A 17,760-nucleotide genomic window follows, 5' to 3' on the forward strand; every position below is an offset into this window, starting at 1 on the left:
CAGGCCGTGGAACGCTTCGAGGGCGGGGAGAAGAACCGGGAGATCGCCGCCGCGCTGCGGGTGAGCGAGCGGTCGGTGGAGCGATGGCGCCGGCAGTGGCGTGAGCGTGGCGAGGCCGGGGTCCTCTCCAAGGGCTCACCCGGTTGCTCGAGGCTCGGCGAGCGGCAAATTGCCAGGCTGGAACGCGAGTTGGAGCGAGGCCCGCTCGCGCATGGCGGGGAGGACCAGCGCCGGAAGCAGCGCCCACGCCAGCGCGACCACCTCGATTCGGTGGCCCGGCGCCAGCCGTTTCGCGAATCGCGCAGCAGGGCGACCGCTCCGGGGATCGCTATCGAGGTCGGCCATCGCTCGATCCGTCCGTCGAGTGGCCGTCACAGAGTCGGCCCCTCGACGGAGGCGATCAGAGAATCGGCTCGCAGCCGATTGCCTTGCCCCCGGCGGCGAGGAACTGTCGTACGAGGTCCTTTGGGTCGGGGAACAGAAAGGGCTTTTCGAGGCCGTTCGCGTAGCCGCCGTTGACGGTGAAGAAGACGTCCTTGCCCTGGCAGGTGGTGACGAGTGTCCCGTCGGCTACCCAGCGGGCCCGCCCGACAGAGGAGGGCTCTTTGCCGTCCTTCTGGGTCAGGGCGGTGGTCCGCGGCTCGGTCGTGATCGCGAAGACCTGTGCCCGGTTGTCGTACCTCGGGTTACCGCCGATCGTGCAGGACCAGATCGGGCCGAACGCGGTGGTGACCTGTTGCGGTATGTGCCACTGGGCCTCGGGGTTTTTCGCGGGCGCGAACCCGGGCAAGCCGCAGAGGTTGGCCCAGTCCGGGTCCGTCTCGGCCCCGTTCGCGGACAGGCTGTTCGGAGCGGCAAGCTTCCGGTCCGCGCACGAGCGTGTCTTGGCCGCGCCGTTGGCGAAGGCCACGGCCAGTCGGGCCCTGGCTTCGTCGTTGCCGGTTTCGCTGGTGCGGATTTCGGCGCGCAGGCCCTTCTGGCAGCCATCGGGGAGTACGGCCCACGCTGCGGACGGGGTCACCGAGCCGGCCGAGTCGCCGGAGAAGAGCCGGGCGTCGGACGCGGCCAACTCGGCGGGGCCTTCCTTGCTGTTGAGGATGACGGTGAAGCGCACAGTCTTTTCGGAGGCGTTGAACAGGCCGGAGCTGACCGTGGCGGAGCAACTGTTCCCGGTGGACGTCTCCGTCGCCGAGTAGTGGATGCTCTTGCGCTCGCTGATCCGGCCGGGCCCCAGGAGGTCGTGCACTTGGTCAGCCGTGGCGGCGCCGTCGCACACGCCGTCCGGCCCGCCGAGGTTCGTCAGCCGGTACAGCGCGAACCCCACCGCCCCGACCGGGACGAGAGACAGCGCCAACACCCCCACCGCCAGCCGCACGCGCAGTCTTCGGGTGGTGAACCCGCGCCGATTGAGCGCCGCGCCGATGCGCCCGTCAGGGCTGTCGGAGTCGTCGGGACGGTTGTTGCGCATCGTTTCCACCATCCTCACGACCGCCCGAACACGGTGCGGTAGGTGCCGTCGATGGCGACGTTGTAGGTGGTGCGCGCGTCCGTCTTGAGCTGCTGCGACACGCTCCCGGTCCGGTCCGCGGCAGCGGGGTCCGTCCCGAACTGGGCCACCCTTTCGTCGATCATCTTGTTCAACTGGTTCTGTCCCGCTGAGAAGTGGGAGCTCAGATTGCCCTGAAGCTGGGAGTCTGCCAGTGCCTTGGCGTCGTTGGCGTACTGGGCGGTCCCGACATCGACCAGGCGCTGCGCGATGTCGCCGAACGGCAGGACGTTCCACAAGGCCGTTCCGGCGGCTGTGCTGTACGGCGTTCAGGGTCGACTCCCCTGGCCACGTCAGGCAGAAGAAGCCTGCTTCCCCGGCAGAGAACCTGTCCGCGTGCCTGCTCTCCCTGGCGTGCCGGAGTCGGCGGCGTGCCCGAACGGAAGATCACCATGGCCGACGACAAGCAGCAGCGGATGGCGAAGATCCGCTCTTTCTGCACCACCGAGAACTACCAGCAGTCCCTCGCCGCCGTCCGGGGTGGCGGAACCTGGCATCCGCTGGAGGTCAGCGCCGAGCTCTACGAAGCCAGCGGATGGGACATCCGGATGGGCGGCGACGGCCTGCTGCGCACCTGTCCCAAGTGCGAGGCTGACACGTTCGTGGACACCCGGCACGAGGCGATGCCCAAGAGCCTCGGGCCCGGCGACGCCTGGTTCTGCTTCACCTGCCTGTTCACCGCCGCCGACAGCGAACCCGACGACTGCCAGTCGTGCGGCCAGCCCACCACCGACACCGAGGTGTCCGTGTGCGCCAGCTGCGTCAACGGATGGATGTCCTGACCCAGCCCGTCCAGCCGACGCTGCGGGCAGGTGGGATTTACCCACTTGCGGCAAGTGGGTAGTGGCAAGAATGAGAGAGCCCGCTCTGCCAAGGGTGGCACGGTCGGTGTCGGTGAACCTAGGCTTGCCGACCTGGCGCTGCAGGACCAGCAGTTGGTACCGGATCTCGATGTCCTTCTCGCGGCCGCTCATCGGCAGCAGGCGCAGGAGCGTCAGCGTGTTGGTTGCGGCGAGATAGGCCAGGCGCAGCAGCACGACAGATCATCATGCCGCTGATGCCCAGCGCGGCGCAGGCTCTCACGCCAGGCAGCGCCGAGGAGCGACGATCAAGGTCGTGACCTGGGCGGATGATTTATCGGCACCCGCAGTGCCGGCCGGGTGCAGGAAGTGGTCCGGGCTGTCCAGAGTGCACAGGCCCAGGCCGGTGGCGTGCGTGCGGGCGAGTGCGGCGAGCAGCGGTGTTGGTCGCGCAGGGCACGTTGGTGTCCGTGGTGCCGCAGGTGATGGTGACGCGGGTGCCGGGCCGGATCGCCCGGGCGGCGTCCGGTGGGTAGACCCTGGTCACCGCCTGCCACACGTTCGTCGCCGCGGCCGCTGGGCGAGGCGCTGGGCGACGAGCTCGCGCAGCCGCGGGCCGGGGAAGGGCGCGTCCGCAGTTCCGTTCGACACGCCCGGCAGGGCGGCGGACCATGAAAGAAAGGGACGGCACACGTTCAAGTGTGCCTGCGCAAGACGTCGTGCGGCAGACGCGTGTGCCACCCCGCAGTCGCATGAGGAGGAACAATGATTCGCACTCGCCGTCTCGCGATACTCGCCCCGCTGCTCCTGTCCTCACTGGCCCTCGGACCGGCCGCCGTTGCCGCGCAGGGAGCGCCGGGACAGGCGCCTGCCCTTGCACCCGCCAAGGCCAGGTGTCTGCTCACGCAGGACTCGGCCAACTCGAAGCCCAATGACCCGAAGTTCACCCTCTCCGCTTCCGGTTTCAAATCCGACACGGTGTCGTTCTCCGGAGGCAACGGAGGCGGCGGAGCGAAGCTCAGCAACGGATCCTTCTCCTTCAACAACCTCGGGCCCGGTCGCTACACCGTTTCGGGCGACAAGGACGGCACCGTGAAGTGCGGCAGCACGCCGAAGCCGCAGAGCGAGCAGAAGGGTGCCAACGACCAGTACAGGAAGGGCTTCTCGGACGGATTCGCAGCGATCAAGAGCAGCTGCACCGCGAAGCCGCCGCAGAGCCTCACCGCGGTGGACCCGAACTACCAGAAGGGCTTCACGGACGGAGCGGCCCTGGCGGCCAAGCACTTCTGCGGCCAGTAGGACTGGTCTCCGGGCGGCTACGGGCCGGGCGTCGGGGCGGCGGCCGCGCTTCCGCTGCGTGACGATCGGGATGTCGGCGACGGCCCTGCTGAACCTCACCCTCTCGCGAACAAAGCCAACCGCCCAGGAACTGTTCGATGCCGTCGCCGACCTGGTCGACGTCCGCGGCCGCCCGCCCTGCCCCTCCGCCCACCTGTGCACCCGCACGGAGCCGAACGCATAAGCCCCGACCAGTACCTGCGGCTTCACCGACAGCCATCGCGGCAGGGCTTCGGCATGGCATGTTCGTGGCCGAAAGATCCCAGGTAGCAGACCCATTCACCACCGACGCCCGGGTCTAGCATTCCCGGCACGGCAACCCCACCGTCCCCAAGACGGGGCTGCCGAGCAGAGCGGCCGCGCCCCCGCGCGGCCGAAGCCTCCCCCGGCCGGGGCCCGGGCATCCCCCCTGCCCCCGCAGTTCCGGCCGGCTGCGCACCGCCGCCCCGCTCCCGGCGCGGCCCGCGTCGTCGACGAGTCCTCGGTCCGGTTTGCGCTGCTACCGCCACCAAACGGTGATTGAAGAGACTCCGGGTGGTGATGACCCCGGCCATAGAAACCAGGCGAGATGCCAAAGTGATTTCCCTGCTCGACCCTCGCAGAGGTTCACATCGCTCCGCTGTCTATCTTCGAGCTGTCGCAGCCGCTCCGGATACGGGCCGTACTCGCCGATCGGCAACTACGGCCCGACGAACTCCCACTCCGCATACGCCAGTTGCACTCGCGTCACGCGACATGATCTACCTGATCAGGCCTCGCCATGAGAGCGAATCCCACAGATTGATCACGACCCGATACCCGCCCTGGTCCTGACATCTGAGCAGGTCACCATTGACTGGTGCAACGCGGCGGGGCGCCGGATAGGCACGCCCACGCAGGTCGGCGGCGGTGGCGCCGAGATGCTGCTGTGGATCAAGGCACCCGGCGAGTCCGACGGCAACTGTGGCACCGGCGCCGGATCGACGGCCGGGCAGTTCCTGCCCGAGGTTGCGTACAGGCTGATCTACGGCTACTGGCCGTGGTCGGGGAGTACGGCTCCGGCAAGACCACCCTGGTCAAGCTGCTCAACCGGTTCCACCAGCCGGACTCGGGCCGGATCATCGTCGACGGGGTGGACCTCGCCCGCCACGACAGCGCCGGCTGGCACGCCCGCACCAGCGCCGCGTTCCAGGACTTCGGCCGCTACCACGCCGTGTTCTCCGAGACCGTCGGCCTGGGCGGCCTGCCCCACCTCGACGACCACGAGCGCCCCACCTCGACGACCATGAGCGCATCGCCGAGGCGCCGCGCGCGGCCGAGGCCACCGGCTTCGTCAGTCGGCTGCCCCAGGGCGTGAACACCCGGCTCGGCCGCGCCCTGGGCGGCGTGGACCTGTCCGAGGGGCAGTGGCAGAAGACCGCCCTGGCGCGGCGACCATGCGCCGCGAGCCGCTGCTGTTCGTCCTGGACGAGCCCACCGCCTCCCTGGACGCCCCCAGCGAACAGGAGATCTTCCAGCGCCAGATGGCCCGTGCCCGCGAACTCGCGGCGCGCACCGGGGCGATCACCGTGATCGTCTCGCGCCAGGAACTGCTGGCCCGGCAAGGGTGCTACGCCGAGCTCTACGGCATCCAGGCGACGGCCTGCGCCGAATCCTGAGCCACCCTCCCTCGGGCCGTTCTCAATACATGGGATGGATGTAGGGGCGAACCGGCCTCCGGCGCCCAGGATGTGAGGCCGAGCTGCGGCGAACTCCCCGGTCTCATGCGCCAGTCGATCGGAGAAAGTGATCGGATGTCTTCCGAGACATGGGATCACCTGCTACGTTGGCGCCGTGTCCCTGACTGACAAAGCCATCGCCCGTATCCGCCAGATGATCCGGGACGGCGAGTTGCCCCCGGGGTCGAAGCTGCCCCCCGAGCAGCAGCTCGCGGCCGAGCTGGGCCTGTCCCGGAACCTGATGCGCGAGGCGGTCAAGGCGCTCGTCGTCGCCCGGGTCCTGGAGATCCGGCGCGGCGACGGCACCTACGTGACCAGCCTGGCCCCCGGCCTGCTGCTGGAAGGCCTCGGCGGCGCGGTCGAACTCCTCCAGGGGGACACCGTCCTGGAACTCACCGAGGTGCGCAGGCTCTTCGAGCCGGTCGCCACCGCGCTGGCCGCCACCCGCATCACCGACGAGGACCTGGCCGAGGTGGAACGGCACCTGTCGGCCATGCGGGACGCCCGGGACGACGTGGAACTGCTGCTCCAGCACGACGCGGCCTTCCACCGGGCGGTGATCCGCGCGACCCGCAACGAGACCCTGGCCACGCTGCTGGAGCACATCTCCGGGCGCACCCTGAGTGCCCGGGCCTGGCGGGGGCTGGCCGACGCGGACGCGGCCGGGCGGACCATCGCCGAGCACGAGGCGATCCACCAGGCCCTCGTCGCCCGCGACCCGAACCTCGCCCAGGCCACCGCCCTGATGCACGTCAACACCACCGAACGCTGGCTGCGCGACCACCTGGCAGAGGGGGAGCCGATCCCCGACGCCCCGCGCCCGCAGCCGGACCACCCCCGTACCACCTGACCTGCCGTCCACCACTGACCGAGGAGCGATCGCGGGTGAGAGTCGACGCGCACCACCACGTCTGGGAGCTGGGCCGGCGCCCCCAGACCTGGCTCGACGAACCGGAGTCGGCGGCGATCCGGCGTGACTTCGGAACGGCCGACCTCGCCCCCCACGCCCGGGCGGCGGGCATCGAACACACCGTGCTGGTGCAGGTCCTGCCGGACCTGGCGGAGACCCGGGAGTTCCTCGCCCTGGCCGCCGCCGAGCCGCTGGTCGCCGGCGTCGTCGGCTGGGCGGACCTCGCCGCGCCCGACATCGCCGACACCCTGGCCGAACTGCGGCAGGGGCCGGGCGGCGAGCACCTGGTCGGCGTCCGCCACCTCGTCCAGGGCGAGGCCGACCCGGCCTGGCTCGCTCGTCCGGACGTCCGGCGCGGACTGCGCACGGTCGGCGACGCCGGCCTCTGCTACGACCTGCTCGTCCTGCCGCACCAACTCCCGTGCGCCATCGAGACCGTGCGCGCACTGCCGGATCAGCCGTTCGTCCTGGACCACCTCGCCAAGCCGCCGATCGCGCGCGGCGAACTGGAGCCCTGGGCAGGTCGACTGCGCGAACTGGCCCGTGAGCCCAACGTCTTCTGCAAGCTCTCCGGCCTGGTGACGGAAGCCCGCCGGGACGCCTGGAGCCTCGCCGATCTGCGCCCCTACGCCGAAACCGCCCTGGAGGCCTTCGGGCCCGACCGGGTCATGTTCGGCTCCGACTGGCCGGTCTGCCTGCTGGCCGCCTCCTACGAACAAGTCGTCGACAGCACCGACGAGTTGACGAACGGACTGCAGTCGCACGAGCGCGCCCAGGTCTTCGGCGGCACGGCGGTGCGGGTCTACGGGCTGCCCGAGCCGACCTCGCCCGGCGCAGAGAAGGAACCCATATGAAGGTGCGACTCGCCTACGGGGAGACCGGGCTCGACATCGACGTCGACCCGGCCGTCACCACCGTCGTGGAGCCGCTGCACCAGCCGGGCGCCGCCGACGAGGCGGCCACGCTCCGGCAGGCACTGCGCCGACCGGTGGCGGGACCGCCACTGCGGGAACGGGTCAAGCCGGGACAGACGGTGGCCATCTCCGCCTGCGACGGCACCCGGCCCCAGCCGCGCCACCTGATGATCCCGGCCGTCCTGGCCGAACTCGACGGGATCGTCCGGCTCGAGGACGTGGTGATCCTGGTGGCCACCGGCACCCACCGGGGCAACGACCCGCACGAGCTGCGGCGGATGTTCGGTGACGAGGTGGTCGACCGGATCCGGATCGTCAACCACGACGCCCGCGACGACGCCCAGCTGACCTGGGTGGGCCGCTGGGGCGACGGCGTTCCGGTCCGGCTCAACCGAGCATGGGTGGAGGCGGACGTCCGGATCACCACCGGCTTCGTCGAACCGCACTTCTTCGCCGGCTTCTCCGGCGGCCCCAAGCTGGTGGCCCCGGGACTGGCCGGGCTGGAGACGGTGCTCGTCCTGCACGACGCCAAGCGGATCGGCGACCCCCGGGCGACCTGGGGCACCACCCACGGCAACCCCGTCCACGACGACGTCCGCGCCATCGCGGCGGGCACCGGCGTCGACTTCGCGCTCGACGTCGTCCTCAACCGCGACCACCGCATCGTCGAGGCCTTCGGCGGCGACCTGCTGCCCATGCACGCGGCGGCCACCGCCGCCGCCCGCCGGATCGCGATGCGCCCGGTCGAACGCCGCTTCGACGTGGTGGTCACCACCAACGCGGGCCACCCGCTCGACCAGAACCTGTACCAGTCGGTCAAGGGAATGTCGGCCGCCCACACGGTGGTCCGGCCCGGCGGGCTGATCGTCTGCGCCGCCGAGTGCCGCGACGGCTTCCCCGACCACGGCTCCTACCGCGAGGTGCTGGCCTCCGCCCCCTCCCCGCAGGCCCTGCTCGCGGAGATCGAGGCCAGGCCGCGGACCGTGCCCGACCAGTGGCAGGTGCAGGTCCAGGCCCGGATCCAGTCCTCCTGCCGGGTGGTGATGCACACCTCCCACCTCAGCGACGCCGAACTGGCGACCGCCCACCTCGAGCAGACCGCCGACATCTCGGTGACCGTGGCCGAGGCGCTCGCCGCCGCCGGCCCGGACGCCCGGGTGTGCGTCCTGCCGGAAGGGCCGATGACGATCCCGTACCTGCGGCCGGACGGCGCGGCGACGCCCTGACGCGCGCGCCCGAGCCCGGCCCGCCTTCCCCGACCCCAGTACCCCGCGAGGAGCAGCGCCCCATGCACCCCACCCGCGTCCACGACCTCGACTTCGCCCAGGTGGACATCGGCCGCGAGCAGCGCCAGGGACTGCCCGAGGTCGTCTACGGGCCGGGCAAGACACCCGCCCAGATCTGCGCCATCGTCGCCGAACTGCTGCGCGCCAACACCGGGCCGGTCCTGGTCACCCGGGTGGACGCCGGGACCGCCGCCGACGTCCTCGGCCACGTGCCGGGAGGTTCCTACGACGTCCTGGCCGGCCTGCTGGTGTGGCGCCCGGCCGCATCGAACGGCTTCGCCCTGACCGTGGTCTCCGGTGGTACCTCCGACTGGTCGGTGGCCACCGAAGCCGCCGCCGTGGCCAAGGCCGTGGGACTGGCCGTCACCACCGTGCACGACGTGGGCGTGGCCGGCCTCCACCGCGTGCTCCGCGTCCGGGAGCAGCTGCGCGAGAGCGACGCGGTCGTCGTCCTGGCCGGGATGGAAGGGGCTCTGGCCAGCGTCGTCGGCGGGCTGGTCGGCTGTCCGGTGATCGCCGTGCCGGTCTCGACCGGTTACGGCGCCTCCCTGGAGGGAGTCACCGCCCTGCTGGCCATGCACGCCTCCTGCGCGGCCGGGCTCACAGTGGTCAACATCGACTCGGGCTTCGGCGCGGCGATGGCCGCGCACCGGCTCGCCTGGGCGAGGAGCCGGCGCTCGTGATCTGCTGGATCAACCCGTTCACCGGCCTCGCCGGAGACATGCTCCTCGGCGCTCTGCTCGACGCCGGGGCCCCGCTGGAACAGGTCCGGGCCTCGATCGGCGCGACCGGCCTCACCGGCTGGGAACTCGACGCCGAGAAGGTGACCGTCCACGGGCTCACCGCGACCAGCGCCCGGGTCCGGGTGACCGACACCGCCACCGAGCGACGGGCAGCCGAACTCCTGGAGCTGGCCGCCTCGGCACGCCCCGAGCCGGTGGCCACGCTCAGCACCGCGGCGCTCACCGCGATCGCCCGCGCCGAGGGCCGGCTGCACGGCACCGACCCCGCCGAGGTCCACCTGCACGAACTCGGCGGCCACGACGCCCTGGTGGACATCGTCGGCGTCGCCGCCGCCCTCCACGCCCTCGGTGTCACCGAGGTGGTCTGCGCGCCCCTGCCGCTCGGCACCGGCCGGGTCCGCGCCGGACACGGGCTGCTGCCCTGCCCGGCCCCCGCCACCCTGGAGCTGCTGACCGGCGCCACGGTGACCGGCACCGACCTGCGCGGGGAGACCGTCACCCCGACCGGTGCCGCGCTGCTGCGCGCCGCCGGTACCCGGTACGGCCCGCCGCCGACGATGACGCCGGTGGCGACCGGCTACGGCGCCGGCACGCGAGTCCTGGCCGACCGGCCGAACGTCGTGGCCGTCACCCTGGGCCGCCCGCTGACCCCGACGGGAGCGGACCACACGGCGGTCGAGGCCGTGGTCACCCTGGAGACCAACCTCGACGACGTCACCGGCGAAGTCCTTGCCCACGTCATCGCGCGGGCGCTGGAGGAAGGCGCGCTCGACTCCTGGACGACGCCGGCCGTGATGAAGAAAGGCAGGCCGGCCCAGGTGCTGCACGTCCTCGCCAGACCGGAAGCCACCGAGCGGCTCCGGGAGTTGATGCTCGCCGAGACCGGGACGCTCGGCGTCCGGCAGAGCGTCCAGACCCGCGCCGCGGTGCACCGCACGATGCGCGGCGTCGAGATCGACGGCGTGCCCGTGCGGGTCAAGCAGGGCCCCTTCGGAGCCAAGGCGGAGCACGACGACACCGCGACCGCCTCCCGGCTCACCGGCCTGCCGCTACGCGTCGTCGCCGAACGGGCCCGGCGGCTGGCGGAACAGGAACACCCCGACCCTCCGATGGAGAAAGGCGGAACGCCGTGAACGGCGAATCAGTGGGTGACGGCACCGTGGGGGAGAAGGCCGCCGCACTGCTGTCGGCCGTACACGCGACCGGGCCCTTCACCGTCGCCTACTCCGGGGGCGTCGACTCCGCGCTCGTGCTCGCGGCCGGCGTACGGGCGCTGGGACCGGACGGCGTGCTCGCCGTGACAGCCGTCTCGGAGAGCCTCGCCTCCGGCGAACTCGGAGCGGCCCGCGCCCTGGCCGACGACCTCGGCGTGGTGCACCTCGCTCCCCGTACCGAGGAGCTGAACCGACCCGGCTACCGGGCCAACGGCCCGGACCGCTGCTACTTCTGCAAGTCCGAGGTCCTCGACACCATCACCGCCGTCGCCCGCGACCACGGCTTCGACCTGGTCGCCACCGGGACCAACGCCGACGACGCGGCCGACCCCTTCCGGCCGGGCATCCGCGCCGGCCACGAGCGTGGCATCCGCACCCCGCTGCTGGACGCGGGCCTCACCAAGGCGGACGTACGGGCCGTCAGCCGGCTGTGGTCCCTCCCGACCTGGGACAAACCGGCCACGCCCTGCCTGGCCAGCCGCATCCGCTACGGCATCCCCGTCACCCCGCACCGCCTGGCCCGGGTCGACCGCGCCGAGGCGGCGGTGCGCCGGGCGCTCCACCGGGCCGGGCTGCGATCCGAGCAACTGCGGGTGCGCGACCTCGGCGACACTGCCCGCGTCGAACTCGACACCGAGGTGGCGACCGCGGCGGCAGGGCTCACCTCCCTGACGGACGGCGTGGCCGAGGCCGGCTTCGGCGCGACGCCCGTCGTCGTCGACGGCTTCGTCTCCGGCCGACTCAACCACGAGCGGCCTCCCGTGACCGAGGAGCCCTGACGTGCGAACTCACCCGTCCGGGCGGCGACCGCCACGGCACCACCGCTACCGCCCCCTGACCTCCTTCTTCCGGCCCGCACACCCCCACGATCGGATGGACACCGTGCTGACGGACGACCAGCAACCCGCTACGGAAACGCTCTGGTACCGGCGCCCCGCCGACGACTTCCTGGAGGCGCTGCCGCTCGGCAACGGCCGGCTCGGCGCCATGGCGTACGGAGGCGTGCACACCGAGCGGATCGAGCTCAACGCGGACACCCTGTGGTCCGGCGGACCGGGCCCCCGCGACCGCCTGGGCGCCGCCGACCACCTCCCCGCCCTGCGGGCTGCGGGACTGCGCGACCGCGACCACGCGGGCGCCCACGCGATCGCCGCCGACCACCTCCTGGGCCCCGACGCCGAGGCGTACCAACCGCTGGCCACCCTCCAGCTGACCTTCCCACCCCGCGGCGAGGAGGACCCCGCCGACTACCGGCGGGCGTTGGACCTCGCCGAGGCCGTGCACACCGTGTCGTTCACGGCAGGAGGAGTCCGCTACCGGCGGGAGAGCTTCGTCACCGCCCCGGCGGGCGTGCTGGCCGTCCGCCTCAGTGCGGACACACCCGGTGCCCTCTCCTTCCGCGCGAGCCTGGCGACGCCCCACCCGGCCCCGGGCCCGGCCGTCGAACCCGGCACCGGGACCCTGTCGGTCCACGGCCGCGCCCCGGTGCGCCTCACGCCGGGTCAGGAGGAACCCGCCGAGTACCGGGCGGACGAGGGCACGGGCTTCGCCGCTGCGCTCCGCGTGCACACGGTGAACGGCCACGTCAGCACGGGCGACGGCGCGATCGACGTCACCGGCGCCGACGAGGCGGTGCTCCTGGTCGCCGTCGGCACCGGGTACCGCGACTGGCGCCGGCGCCCCGAGGGCCCCGACACGGCGCTCGCCGAGGCACGGCGCTGCCTCGACCTCGCCGACGGACAGGACTACGACGCACTGCGCGCCGCCCACGTGGCCGACCACCGGCGGCTCTTCGACGCGGCCGTACTCCGGCTCCACGGCCGGGCGGACGCGGACGCGGAGGCGGCGCGGTCGACCGACGAACGCCTCGCCGCCGCGAACGCGGGCGCCGCGGACCCCGGTCTCACGGCCCTGCTCTTCGCCTACGGGCGCTACCTGCTGATCGCCTCCTCGCGGACCGGCACCCAGCCCGCCAACCTCCAGGGCATCTGGAACACCGACGTCACCCCGCCGTGGAACTCCGACTGGACGTCGAACATCAACCTCCAGATGAACTACTGGCCCGCCGAGACGACCGGCCTGGCCGAGTGCCACGAGCCGCTGTTCGACCTCGTCGCCGACCTCGCCGAGGCCGGGCGCTCCACCGCGCGGGCCTACTACGACGCCCCGGGCTGGTGCTGCCACCACAACGTCGACCTCTGGCGTACCACCAACCCCGTGCTGGGGGACCCGGTCTGGGCGCTCTGGCCGATGGCGGGCCCGTGGCTGGCCGCCCACCTGTGGGACCACCACCTCTTCCACGGGGACCGGGCCTTCCTCGCCGACCGCGCCTACCCGGTGATGCGCGAGGCCGCCCGCTTCCTCACCCACCTCCTGGTCGAGGACGCCGACGCCACACTGGTGACCTGCCCGTCCACTTCGCCCGAGCACCACTTCCGGCTCCCCGACGGCACCCTGACGGCCGTCGACGCCGGTTGCACCATGGACTACTGGCTCGCCGCCGAACTGCTCGACAACACCGTCACGGCCGCCCGCGAGCTCGGAGTCGACCACGCGTTCGCGGAGGAGTGGACGCGCACCCGCACCCGGCTGCGCCCCCCGGCCCTCGGAGCCGACGGGCGCCTGCTGGAGTGGCGGGACGACCTCCCCGAAGAGGACCCGGGCCACCGCCACCTGTCCCACCTCTACGGCCTCTACCCGGGCAGCGCCGTCGACCCGCTCGGCGACGACACCCTGCTGGACCCGGTCCGCCGCGCCCTGCACCGCCGCCTGGAACACGGCGGGGGCGGGACCGGCTGGAGCCTCGCCTGGGTCGCCGCGCTCGCCGCCCGCCTGGGCGACGGCGCCCTCGCCGGGCACGCCGTCGAGCGACTGCTCGCCACCTCGATCGCGCCCAACCTGTTCGACCTGCACCCGCCCCGGCTGTTCCAGATCGACGGCAACTTCGGCATCACCGCCGCCATCGCCGAGACGCTGCTGCAGAGCCACAACGGCATCCTGCGGCTGCTGCCCGCGCTGCCGCCGTCCTGGCCGGACGGCGACGTCCGCGGCCTGCGCGCGCGGGGCGGACTCACGGTCGGCCTGAGCTGGCGCCACGGTCGGCTGACCGGAGCCGAGCTGCGCGCCGCCCGGGACGTGACGGTCGACCTCCACCTGCCCGAGCGCGGGGGCATCCCTGTCATGACCGACGAGGCGGGCAACCTGGCAGAGGTGGCAGAGGTGGCCGGGGTTCCGGGCGACGCCCGGCTGCGGCTGCGGCTGCGGCTGCGCCTTCCGGCAGGCAGCTGCCACCGGCTCTCCTACCCGGGGCCGGACGTCGGCCACTGAATGTCGGTCGGTCGTGCTACTGGTGGTGGTGCGGTGGGGGAGGGAGGGTGTCGGTACCCGGTGCCGGCTCCGGCCAGACGAGCAGCACCGGACACGGCGCGTGGTCGACGACGAAGCGGGTGGCGGGGCCGAGGCTGTGCGGCCCGAGGCGGGTGCGGTCGCCGTCGCGGGCGAGGACGAGCAGTTCGGCCCCCTCCGCCGCCGCGACGACCTCGCGTTCGGCGCGGCCGGTGCGCTCCAGCCGGGTGCAGGGTCGGCCGAGGCGGTCGGCGGCGGCGTCCAGGAGGTGCCGGGCGGAGGCGGCGGCCAGGTGTTCCACCTGGTCGCCGGGGTCGCGCTCGCGGTGGCCGCGGCCCAGCAGGCCGGCGAACGCGCCGTGGGCGACGCCGGGGACGTCCTGGCCGCTGACGTGCAGCAGGACGACCTCCGCCTCCTGCGGCGCGTGGGAGCGGGCGGCGTCGACGCAGGCGGGCCAGGTGCCTTCGGTGATCCAGACGAGGACGGTCACGGGCATCAGCCTCCAATGACGTGCAGGGATGCCCACAGTGCCACCACGGCGAGCGCCAGGGCGGCGGGCACGACGAGCAGCCCGAGCCGGGTGAACTCGCCCAGGCCGATCTCGGTGTCGTGTTCGCGGACGATGCGCCGCCACAGCAGGGTGGCCAGGGAGCCGGCGTAGGTGAGGTTGGGGCCGATGTTCACCCCCAGCAGCACGGCCAGGACGGCGGCGGAGCCGGAGGGGACGGCGAGGGGGAGCAGCACGAGGGTGGCGGGCAGGTTGTTGATGACGTTCGCCAGGACGGCCGCCAGCGCCGCGACGCCGAGGAGGGCGGGCAGCGAGGTGCCGTGCGGGACGAGGTGCCCGAGTGCGGAGGCCAGCCCGTTGTCGACCACTGCCCGGACCACGACGCCGAGTGCGAGGACGAAGGCCAGGAACGGCACGGCGGCGGAGCGGAGGATCGCCGCCGGGGTGGTGCGGCGCTGGGCGAGGGCCCGGCCGGCCAGCACCAGGGCGCCGGCGAATGCCGCCCAGGCCGGATCGACGCCGAGCGCGGAGGTCAGGACGAAGCCGGCGAGCGTGCCCGCCACCGTGACCAGGGCGAACAGCGGCATCTCCGGTGCCTGCGTCTCGGCCGCGGCCGGGGCGCCCGCGTCCAGGTCGGCGGCGAAGAAGCGGCGCAGCACCACGTACTCGACAGCGATGGCCGCCAGCCACGGCAGCGCCATCAGGGCGGCGAACCGGGTGAAGCTCAGCCCGCTGGCGGCGAAGGCCAGCAGGTTGGTCAGGTTGGAGACCGGCAGCAGCAGCGAGGCGGTGTTCGACAGGTGGGTGCAGGCGTACAAGTGAGGCTTGGGCCGGGCACCGAGCCGGGCCGCCGTGGCGAACACCACCGGCGTGAGCAGCACCACGGTGGCGTCCAGGCTGAGCACCGCCGTGATCACCGACGCGACGACGAACACCTGAGCCAGCAGCCGCCGGGGACTCCCGGCCGAGGTGCGGGCCATCCATGCTCCGCAGGCGTGGAACAGCCCCTCGTCGTCGCACAACTGCGCCAGCACCAGCACGGCCGCCAGGAACCCGATCACCGGCCCGAGCCGTTCCGCCTCGGCCACCGCGTGCGCCGACGGGATCGCGCCGGTGGCGATCACCAGCCCCGCCGCCGGGACTGCGACCACCGCCTCCGGCCAGCCCCAGGGCCGCACCACCGCGCACACCAGGACCAGGACCAGCAGTCCGACGGACAGCGCTTCTGCGAACGACGTACTCAGGGTCCTGCTCCTTGCGGGCGGTGGTGACGGCGCCCCCATCGAACCAGAACTTCCCGGACTGCGGCACGTCGGGCGGGCCCGACGGTACGCCCTGGTCACCGGCACATTCACGAGGTCCCCGAGGATGGCAGCCGCCCGACACATCCGTCGTTGAGGATCTGGGCGGATCCCATTGTTTGTCCGCCAAGTGCGCCTGCCGTCCCGAGGTGCGCCCCGTCCAGGCACAGCGCCAGCAGGGCATGCTCGCGCGTATCGCGAGACCGTGCCCGACCTTCAGGAGCGCTGAGTACCGGACCCGGGACGGTGAGCAACTCCGAGGTAGGCACTGTCCGCGATCAGCAGACCGATGAAGGCTGTCGGCAACGGCTCAGAACGGGCCGGTTCCGGCGGTTCAGTCGTGGGCCATCCCGTTGGTCTCGCCGGATGGTGCGTGTCAGTCGTCGTCGGTGGGGTGTCCGAGTTCGCGGCCTCGCATGCGGTAGGACTCGCCCTTGAGGGAGTGGACCTCGTCGTGGTGGACGAGGCGGTCGATCATGGCGGCGGCGACAGTGTCGTCACCGAAGACCTCTCCCCAGCGATCTGGGGCTGGCCGAGCGGCGAAGCCGCAGATAGTCGTCCAGAGCTTCCCGCAGAGCGGTCAACCGAGCACGAGCCGCGGATCCCCGAGCCCCGGCGGCGCTTCGCCGACGCCCGTTGGCGCTGACCGGCCCCTGCTGCTGTGGCACCGGCGCGGTCATGCTGCACCTGCGAACCGGCCGTGTGCTGGAGCTCACAGCGCTGGGCGGCGCGACCCGCACCGCACGGTTCCAGCCCGAGCCGGACGGGACCTGGACCGGGCTGGACGGCCACTACGCGGGCGAGCCGCTGCGCGTGGTGCGCCGGGCCGACGGCACGGTCGACCACCTGGACCAGGCCGGCTTCGTCTGCACCCGCACCCCGTACGATCCAGCAGCCGAGGTGCCGGGCGGCGTCGATGCGCAGGGCCGGCAGGCAGACTGACCACTGGTCAGGTCGGCGCGCCCCGGGACGGGCGCGTCGGCCCGAACCCACGACCCGCACGGCGCGCCATCGGGCGATGGCCGCCACGCTGGGCCCGGCGGCCCGCACTGACGCACACTCATAGGGGCGTTGCCGAATCGTTATCAAGCGCTATTGTGGATCATTCGGACAATCCGGCTGTGCCGTGACCCAGCTCACGAGGGCTTGTGCTAGTGGCTCCGCGCCGTTTACGTTCCTTCTCGTTCGTCTCCGTACGAAACGAACCCCGCTCTCCGGAACGCCGAATCCTGCCGCCGGATCGGGCGGGCACGTGCATCCATGAAGCACCGCGGCAGGAGCGGGGGACCCACAGGTAAGTCGCCTCATCCGGACTGGTTCCGGTGGGGCTAGGGGTGAAGCCGCGTCTCTGCGCGGCCGGGCAACTCCAGCCCGAACCCGACAGCTCACCTCGCAGGCGTGTGAGAGGAATCGCACTTCATGCTGCCCGTCAACGCTCGCCCCAGCCTGTTCGCCGTCGGCTCCGTCAAGCGCATGGTCGCGGCCGCCGTGGTCGTCGGCGTCGGCGCCGGCATCCCGGTGGTCGCCGCCACCGCCGCGAACGCCGCCCCCGTCAAGTCCGCCCCGGCGCACTCGGCCCCGGCCGCCGCCCCGCAGGCGCCCGCTGTGTACACCGTCCAGAGCGGTGACTCCCTCACCAAGATCGCCACCACGCACCACGTGCAGGGTGGCTGGCAGAAGCTCTACGACCTCAACAAGTCCGTGCTGACCAAGGGCCCGGGCAAGATCTACCCGGGCCAGCACCTGACCCTGGGCGGGGCCGCCCCGGCTCCGGCCAAGCCGGCCGCCGCCAGCCCGCTGGCCGCCACCCCGGCCGCCCCGGTCGCCAACACCCCGGCCGCGCTGCAGGCGCTCGCGGCCTCGATCGTCCCGGCGAACCAGCTGGCCTCGTTCGACCAGATCATCAGCCACGAGAGCGGCTGGAACATCCACGCCACGAACCCGAGCTCGGGCGCCTACGGCCTGCCGCAGGCGCTGCCCGGCAACAAGATGGCCTCGGCCGGTTCCGACTGGCAGAACAACCCCGCCACCCAGCTCAAGTGGGCTCTGCAGTACATGAACACCGTCTACGGCAGCCCGAACGCCGCCTGGGCGTTCTGGCAGGTGCACAGCGCGTACTGATCGGACCTCTCCCGATCGGTACGGCCTGATCGGGCCT

The 17,760-nt window shown here is 72.5% G+C and carries 19 protein-coding genes, 2 pseudogenes and 1 riboswitch; of the genes and pseudogenes, 15 read left to right on the plus strand and 6 right to left on the minus strand.

The window, feature by feature from the left end:
- Window positions 1–6: 6 nt before the first annotated feature.
- Window positions 7–114, plus strand: a pseudogene (locus ACFVWU_RS18285) (helix-turn-helix domain-containing protein); the annotation flags it as partial.
- A 21-nt stretch (window positions 115–135) separates the two neighbouring features.
- On the opposite strand, the gene ACFVWU_RS18290 reads toward ACFVWU_RS18285, so the two are convergent.
- From ACFVWU_RS18290 to ACFVWU_RS18300, 3 genes are read right to left on the minus strand one after another with little or no spacing between them, the layout of a single operon-like run.
- Window positions 136–345, minus strand: a complete 210-nt coding sequence (locus tag ACFVWU_RS18290; protein ID WP_387621881.1) for a hypothetical protein — start codon at window positions 343–345, stop codon at window positions 136–138.
- A gap of 55 nt (window positions 346–400) precedes the next feature.
- Window positions 401–1,468, minus strand: a complete 1,068-nt coding sequence (locus tag ACFVWU_RS18295) for a hypothetical protein (RefSeq protein WP_387621699.1) — start codon at window positions 1,466–1,468, stop codon at window positions 401–403.
- Window positions 1,469–1,482: 14 nt separating this feature from the next.
- The gene (locus ACFVWU_RS18300; protein WP_387621701.1) at window positions 1,483–1,785 is read right to left on the minus strand and encodes a hypothetical protein; all 303 of its coding nucleotides are present in this window, start codon (window positions 1,783–1,785) and stop codon (window positions 1,483–1,485) included.
- A 132-nt stretch (window positions 1,786–1,917) separates the two neighbouring features.
- On the opposite strand from ACFVWU_RS18300, the gene ACFVWU_RS18305 reads away from it, so the two are divergent.
- The 12 genes and pseudogenes from ACFVWU_RS18305 to ACFVWU_RS18360 all read left to right on the plus strand — a co-directional run bounded on the left by ACFVWU_RS18305 (window position 1,918) and on the right by ACFVWU_RS18360 (window position 13,775).
- A complete protein-coding gene (locus tag ACFVWU_RS18305; RefSeq protein WP_387621704.1) occupies window positions 1,918–2,328 on the plus strand; it encodes a hypothetical protein in 411 nt (136 codons plus the stop codon).
- Window positions 2,329–3,111: 783 nt separating this feature from the next.
- On the plus strand, window positions 3,112–3,645 hold the full coding sequence (locus ACFVWU_RS18310; protein WP_387621707.1) for a hypothetical protein: 534 nt from the start codon (window positions 3,112–3,114) through the stop codon (window positions 3,643–3,645).
- Between the two features lie 875 nt (window positions 3,646–4,520).
- Window positions 4,521–4,697: pseudogene (locus ACFVWU_RS18315) on the plus strand (glycoside hydrolase family 6 protein); the annotation flags it as partial.
- Between the two features lie 5 nt (window positions 4,698–4,702).
- Window positions 4,703–5,020 (plus strand): ATP-binding cassette domain-containing protein, encoded by a 318-nt coding sequence (locus ACFVWU_RS18320; RefSeq protein WP_387621709.1) that lies wholly within the window; start codon window positions 4,703–4,705, stop codon window positions 5,018–5,020.
- 49 nt (window positions 5,021–5,069) lie between these two features.
- Window positions 5,070–5,321 (plus strand): hypothetical protein, encoded by a 252-nt coding sequence (locus ACFVWU_RS18325; protein WP_387621712.1) that lies wholly within the window; start codon window positions 5,070–5,072, stop codon window positions 5,319–5,321.
- Window positions 5,322–5,496: 175 nt separating this feature from the next.
- Window positions 5,497–6,231, plus strand: a complete 735-nt coding sequence (locus ACFVWU_RS18330) for a FadR/GntR family transcriptional regulator (protein WP_387621715.1) — start codon at window positions 5,497–5,499, stop codon at window positions 6,229–6,231.
- Between the two features lie 35 nt (window positions 6,232–6,266).
- Window positions 6,267–7,145: an amidohydrolase family protein gene (locus tag ACFVWU_RS18335; RefSeq protein WP_387621718.1), complete on the plus strand. Its 879-nt coding sequence runs from the start codon at window positions 6,267–6,269 to the stop codon at window positions 7,143–7,145.
- A complete protein-coding gene (gene larA, locus ACFVWU_RS18340) occupies window positions 7,142–8,431 on the plus strand; it encodes a nickel-dependent lactate racemase (RefSeq protein WP_387621720.1) in 1,290 nt (429 codons plus the stop codon). The genes ACFVWU_RS18335 and larA overlap by 4 nt, the downstream gene beginning before the upstream one ends.
- Before the next feature lie 62 nt (window positions 8,432–8,493).
- Window positions 8,494–9,174: a nickel pincer cofactor biosynthesis protein LarB gene (gene larB / locus ACFVWU_RS18345; protein ID WP_387621723.1), complete on the plus strand. Its 681-nt coding sequence runs from the start codon at window positions 8,494–8,496 to the stop codon at window positions 9,172–9,174.
- On the plus strand, window positions 9,171–10,367 hold the full coding sequence (gene larC / locus ACFVWU_RS18350; RefSeq protein ID WP_387621725.1) for a nickel pincer cofactor biosynthesis protein LarC: 1,197 nt from the start codon (window positions 9,171–9,173) through the stop codon (window positions 10,365–10,367). The genes larB and larC overlap by 4 nt, the downstream gene beginning before the upstream one ends.
- The gene (gene larE / locus ACFVWU_RS18355) at window positions 10,364–11,227 is read left to right on the plus strand and encodes an ATP-dependent sacrificial sulfur transferase LarE (RefSeq protein ID WP_387621729.1); all 864 of its coding nucleotides are present in this window, start codon (window positions 10,364–10,366) and stop codon (window positions 11,225–11,227) included. The genes larC and larE overlap by 4 nt, the downstream gene beginning before the upstream one ends.
- 1 nt (window position 11,228) lies before the next feature.
- Window positions 11,229–13,775, plus strand: a complete 2,547-nt coding sequence (locus ACFVWU_RS18360; protein ID WP_387621731.1) for a glycoside hydrolase N-terminal domain-containing protein — start codon at window positions 11,229–11,231, stop codon at window positions 13,773–13,775.
- Between the two features lie 16 nt (window positions 13,776–13,791).
- Here ACFVWU_RS18360 and ACFVWU_RS18365 read toward each other — a convergent pair whose 3' ends face one another.
- The 3 genes from ACFVWU_RS18365 to ACFVWU_RS18375 all read right to left on the minus strand — a co-directional run bounded on the left by ACFVWU_RS18365 (window position 13,792) and on the right by ACFVWU_RS18375 (window position 16,155).
- A complete protein-coding gene (locus ACFVWU_RS18365; RefSeq protein ID WP_387621734.1) occupies window positions 13,792–14,283 on the minus strand; it encodes a universal stress protein in 492 nt (163 codons plus the stop codon).
- 5 nt (window positions 14,284–14,288) lie between these two features.
- Window positions 14,289–15,584 carry an arsenic transporter gene (locus tag ACFVWU_RS18370; RefSeq protein ID WP_387621736.1) on the minus strand — a complete coding sequence of 432 codons (1,296 nt, stop codon included), beginning with the start codon at window positions 15,582–15,584 and terminating at the stop codon, window positions 14,289–14,291.
- Between the two features lie 394 nt (window positions 15,585–15,978).
- Window positions 15,979–16,155, minus strand: coding sequence for an ATP-binding protein (locus ACFVWU_RS18375; RefSeq protein ID WP_387621870.1), 177 nt, complete (start codon window positions 16,153–16,155; stop codon window positions 15,979–15,981).
- A 125-nt stretch (window positions 16,156–16,280) separates the two neighbouring features.
- On the opposite strand from ACFVWU_RS18375, the gene ACFVWU_RS18380 reads away from it, so the two are divergent.
- Together ACFVWU_RS18380 and ACFVWU_RS18385 are read left to right on the plus strand one after the other, a co-directional pair.
- Window positions 16,281–16,544, plus strand: coding sequence for a hypothetical protein (locus ACFVWU_RS18380; RefSeq protein ID WP_387621739.1), 264 nt, complete (start codon window positions 16,281–16,283; stop codon window positions 16,542–16,544).
- Between the two features lie 268 nt (window positions 16,545–16,812).
- Window positions 16,813–17,014, plus strand: a riboswitch (cyclic di-AMP (ydaO/yuaA leader).
- Between the two features lie 7 nt (window positions 17,015–17,021).
- Window positions 17,022–17,723: a LysM peptidoglycan-binding domain-containing protein gene (locus ACFVWU_RS18385; RefSeq protein WP_387621741.1), complete on the plus strand. Its 702-nt coding sequence runs from the start codon at window positions 17,022–17,024 to the stop codon at window positions 17,721–17,723.
- Window positions 17,724–17,760 lie beyond the last annotated feature (37 nt).

Source organism: Kitasatospora sp. NPDC058190 (genome assembly GCF_042883685.1).
Classification (GTDB): Bacteria; Actinomycetota; Actinomycetes; order Streptomycetales; family Streptomycetaceae; genus Kitasatospora.